Consider the following 4,536-nt stretch of genomic DNA (forward strand, 5'->3'; position numbering starts at 1 on the left):
TCGCGCCCTCGCGGCCTCGCGGCCTCGCGGCCTCGCGGCCTCGCGGCCTCGCGGCGATCATGGAGTTGTGGTCGCGGAAACGCGCCGATCGCCCTGGTCTGTCGCTGCCACAACTCCATGATCGCCGTGCGGGGAGGGCCGCGCGTGAGGCGCGGTGCCGCGCGGGGAGGGCCGTGCGGGGAGGGCCGTGCGTGAGGCGCGGGTGCGGTGTGGGAAGGCCGTGCGGGAGGTCAGCGCGGGAGTGTGGTGAGGAACGCGCGCCAGGCGTCGGGAGCGAAGGTCAGGGTGCCGCCGGCTCGATCCTTGCTGTCGCGCACCAGGACCCGGCCGGGCAGGTTGTCGGCCACCTCGACGCAGTCGCCGCCGTTGTTGCTGCTGCGGGTGGCGGTGCGCCAGCGGGCGTCGGTCATGTCCATGTCGTCGCCACTTCCCTGATCAGCTCGATGGACCGGCGGCGGGGCAGCGCCTCACCGGTGACGCTCTCCCATCTCGCGCCCAGGCTAGCAAGGTCGGCACGCTCGGTCACCACCTGACCGCGCAACTGATTGTCCAGATAGGCCGCCTCACCGCCGTCCGGCGTCCGGGCCAGCACGAACGGCCCGGCCAGGCCGGTGTGCCACGGATTCTCCGCCGGGATCACCCGGACCTGCACGTGCTCCCGCTCGCCCCACTCGGCCAGGTGGAGCAGTTGCCCGGCCATCACCGCCCGGTCGCCGCCCACCCGCCGACGCAGCACCACCTCGTCGATCACCGCCACCAGTTGCAGCGGCACCTCGCGCTCCAGCACCCGCTGCCGGGCCAGTCGCGCCGCCACGATCTCCCCCACCTGCGTCGGCGCCACCAGGCCGCCGGTCGCCAGCACCGCTCGGGCGTACGCCTCGGTCTGGAGCAGGCCCGGCACGAGCAGCGGCTGGTACGACCGCAGCGAGCTGGCGATCTGCTCCAGTTGGGCCCACTCCTGGAACCAGGGCATGTCCCGGCGACGGTGGGGCTCCGGCCAGAGTTCCTTCGACTGGCATCCGAGGACAGCGGCGACGGCGGCCCGGGTGCCGGGATGCGGGGTACGCCCGTCGGCTACCCAACGGCCCGCCGTCTTCGGGTCGACGCCGACCTTCCCGGCCAACGACTGAGCCGTCTCACCCTTGTCAGCCATCGCCAACCGCAGTGTCTCGTTCATCTGCCGACCTCCGTCCACGCGTCACGTTGCGCCGCACGCTAGACACTCTGGGTGGCGCTGTCCGCCCGGTCTCGGCGTGTTGCGGGCGGGACTGTTTCGCGCATCTGAGGTGCGACCGAGATGCCCCTCGAATGCCCTGGACAGGACGCACTACCCGACGCCCACCATTCACCTCCACCACCCACCTGCGGGCGAGGCGGGTCCGGTGGCGGGAGCGGGCGGGGCAGGCCCGCCGACGCGGAGGTCGCCGGCCGGCGCCGGTTCGGCCATCACATCGCGAACATGGACCTTGGAAAGTTTCCGTTAGTAGATAACGGAAACTGTCCAAGATCTCGACTGATCGACAGCGAGGCACCTGACCTCCCACCAGCCGCGCGAAGATCAGTGGGACCCGACGAGCTGACGCGCCGGACCCGCAGGAGGACGCCGCAGGGCAGTGGCGATGCGGAATCCGTTGCACTAAGTCGGATAAGCTCGCTAAATCCGTTGCATCGAGGCGTAAGTTCAACCGATTGCACTTGCCTCGCGGCGGCGGGCTGTGGGATAACCGTGAGCAGAGCGGCCGGTGAACCCCTGACCGGCCCGAGACCCGATGGGGCTGACATGGCGAACGCCACCGACCACCTCTGGATGCACTTCACCCGGATGGCGAGCTACTCCGCAGGCGAGGTACCGACGATCGTGCGCGGCGAGGGCGCGTACGTCTGGGACTCGCAGGGTCGCCGCTACCTGGACGGCCTCGCCGGGCTCTTCGTCGTCAACGCCGGCCACGGTCGCACCGAGCTGGCCGAGGCCGGCGCCAAGCAGGCCGGGGAGCTGGCGTACTTCCCGCTCTGGTCGTACGCCCACCCGACCGCCGTGGAGCTGGCCGAGCGGATCTCGGAGCTGGCCCCGGGCGACCTGAACCGGGTCTTCTTCACCACCGGCGGGTCGGAGGCGGTCGAGGCGGCCTGGAAACTGGCCCGGGCGTACTTCAAGCGCGTCGGCAAGCCCACCAAGCACAAGGTGGTCAGCCGGTACATCGCCTATCACGGCACCTCCATGGGCGCCCTGTCGATCACCGGGCTGCCGGGCATCAAGACGGACTTCGAGCCGCTGGTGCCGGGCGGGATCAAGGTGCCGAACACCAACTTCTACCGGGCTCCGGAGCACGGTGACGACCCGGTGGCGTTCGGTCGCTGGGCCGCCGAGGAGATCGGACGGGCCATCGAGCGGGAGGGGCCGGACACCGTCGCGGCGGTCTTCCTGGAGCCGGTGCAGAACTCGGGCGGCTGCTTCCCACCGCCGCCCGGCTACTTCGAGCGGGTCCGCGAGATCTGCGACGCGTACGACGTGCTGCTGGTCAGCGACGAGGTGATCTGCTCGTGGGGTCGGCTCGGCGAGTACTTCGGCGCGACCCGTTACGGATACCAGCCGGACATCATCACCACCGCCAAGGGCATCACCTCGGGGTACGCCCCGCTCGGCGCGATGATCGCCAGCGACCGGCTGATGGAGCCGTTCCTCACCGAGACCGGCATGTTCGCCCACGGGGTGACCTTCGGCGGGCACCCGGTCTCCTGCGCGGTGGCCCTGGCCAACCTGGAGGTCTTCGCCCGTGAGGACCTCGTCGGGCACGTACGCGCCAACGAGGCGGCCTTCCGGTCGACCCTGGAGAAGTTGCACGACCTGCCGATCGTCGGCGACGTCCGGGGCGACGGCTACTTCTACGGCATCGAGCTGGTCAAGGACAAGACCACCCGGGAGACCTTCGACGAGGCCGAGTCGGAACGGCTGCTGCGCGGCTTCCTGTCCAGCGCGTTGTTCTCCGCCGGGCTCTACTGCCGGGCCGACGACCGGGGGGACCCGGTGGTGCAGCTCGCCCCACCGCTGATCGCCGGGCAGCAGCAGTTCGACGAGATCGAACAGATCCTGCGCGGCGTACTCACCGAGGCCTGGACCAGACTCTAGGAGGCGGTGGTGGCCTACCAGGACCTGTCGTACTGGCTGTCCACCGTGGACGAGCCGTTGACGCCACGCCCGCCGCTGGCCGGTGACACCGTCGCCGACGTGGTCATCGTGGGCGCGGGCTACACCGGACTGTGGACGGCGTACTACCTCGCCGAGGCCGAGCCCGCCCTGCGGATCGTGGTCCTGGAACGCCAGGTGGCCGGCTTCGGCGCGTCCGGGCGTAACGGCGGCTGGTGCTCCGCGCTGCTGCCCACCTCGCTGACCGCGTTGGCCCGGCGGCACGGCCGGGACGCCGCGATCGCCATGCAGCACGCCATGCACGACACGGTCCGCGAGGTCGGCCGGGTGGTCGCCGCCGAGGGCATCGACTGCCACTGGTCGTACGGCGGCACCGTGGTGTTGGCCCGGAGCGCGCCGCAGGTGCAGCGCGCCCGGGCGGCGGTGGCCGAGGCGCGGCAGTTCGGTTTCGGCCCGGAGGACCTGGACCTGCTCGGTCCGGCGGAGGCCGTCGCCCGGTGCGGTGCCACCGGGGTCCGCGCCGCCACCTACACGCCGCACTGCGCGGCCGTGCACCCGGCGCGGCTGGTCCGTGGCCTGGCACGTGCCGTCGAACGCCGGGGCGTCACGATCCACGAGCGCACCCCGGTCACCGAGATCCGGCCCCGCGCGGCGGTCACCCCGGCCGGCACCGTACGCGCCCCGGTGGTGATCCGGGCGACCGAGGGCTACACGCCGGCGCTGACCGGGCACCGGCGGGCCCTCGCCCCGGTCTACTCACTGATGATCGCCACCGAGCCGCTGCCCGACGAGACCTGGGCCGAGATCGGGCTGGCCGAGCGGGAGACGTTCTCCGACCACCGGCACGTCATCATCTACGGCCAACGCACGGTCGACGGCCGACTCGCCTTCGGCGGGCGGGGTGCCCCGTACCACTTCGGCTCGCGGGTCCGGTCCGACTACGACCGGGAGCCACGGGTCTTCGCCGCCCTCCGCCGTACGCTCGGCGACCTCTTCCCGACGCTCGGCCCCGACGTGCCCGTCACGCACACCTGGGGCGGTCCGCTCGGGGTGGCCCGGGACTGGGCGGCCTCGGTCGGCTACCACCGGGCCGACGGGCTGGGCTGGGCCGGCGGGTACGTCGGCGACGGGGTGGGCACCAGCAACCTCGCCGGTCGTACGCTGGCCGACCTGATCCGGAACGAACCGACCGCCCTGACCCGCCTCCCCTGGGTCAACCACCGCTCGCCCCGCTGGGAGCCGGAACCTCTGCGCTGGCTGGCGGTCAACGCCGGCCTGCGCCTGATGCACTCCGCCGACGAACGCGAGTCCCGCACCGGGCGGGCCTCCCGCCGCGCCGCCACCTTCTCCCGCCTCCTAGGCCACTGACCCCCTCCCCCGCCCCCTCCCTC

Annotated in this window: 4 protein-coding genes; 2 read left to right on the forward strand and 2 right to left on the reverse strand. The window is 72.1% G+C overall.

The window, feature by feature from the left end:
• Positions 1 to 230: 230 nt before the first annotated feature.
• Both EYA84_RS27265 and EYA84_RS27270 read right to left on the reverse strand, forming a co-directional pair.
• The gene (locus EYA84_RS27265) at positions 231 to 416 is read right to left on the reverse strand and encodes a DUF397 domain-containing protein (protein ID WP_131056633.1); all 186 of its coding nucleotides are present in this window, start codon (positions 414 to 416) and stop codon (positions 231 to 233) included.
• Positions 407 to 1,177, reverse strand: coding sequence for a helix-turn-helix transcriptional regulator (locus EYA84_RS27270; protein ID WP_131056635.1), 771 nt, complete (start codon positions 1,175 to 1,177; stop codon positions 407 to 409). The genes EYA84_RS27265 and EYA84_RS27270 overlap by 10 nt, the downstream gene beginning before the upstream one ends.
• A 603-nt stretch (positions 1,178 to 1,780) precedes the next feature.
• Between EYA84_RS27270 and EYA84_RS27275 the strand changes: the two genes are divergently transcribed.
• The gene (locus EYA84_RS27275) at positions 1,781 to 3,127 is read left to right on the forward strand and encodes an aspartate aminotransferase family protein (protein WP_131056637.1); all 1,347 of its coding nucleotides are present in this window, start codon (positions 1,781 to 1,783) and stop codon (positions 3,125 to 3,127) included.
• 9 nt (positions 3,128 to 3,136) lie between these two features.
• Positions 3,137 to 4,513: an NAD(P)/FAD-dependent oxidoreductase gene (locus EYA84_RS27280; RefSeq protein ID WP_394347621.1), complete on the forward strand. Its 1,377-nt coding sequence runs from the start codon at positions 3,137 to 3,139 to the stop codon at positions 4,511 to 4,513.
• Positions 4,514 to 4,536 lie beyond the last annotated feature (23 nt).

Origin of the sequence: Verrucosispora sp. SN26_14.1 (genome assembly GCF_004307965.1) — a bacterium.
In the GTDB taxonomy this organism is placed as follows: domain Bacteria; phylum Actinomycetota; class Actinomycetes; order Mycobacteriales; family Micromonosporaceae; genus Micromonospora.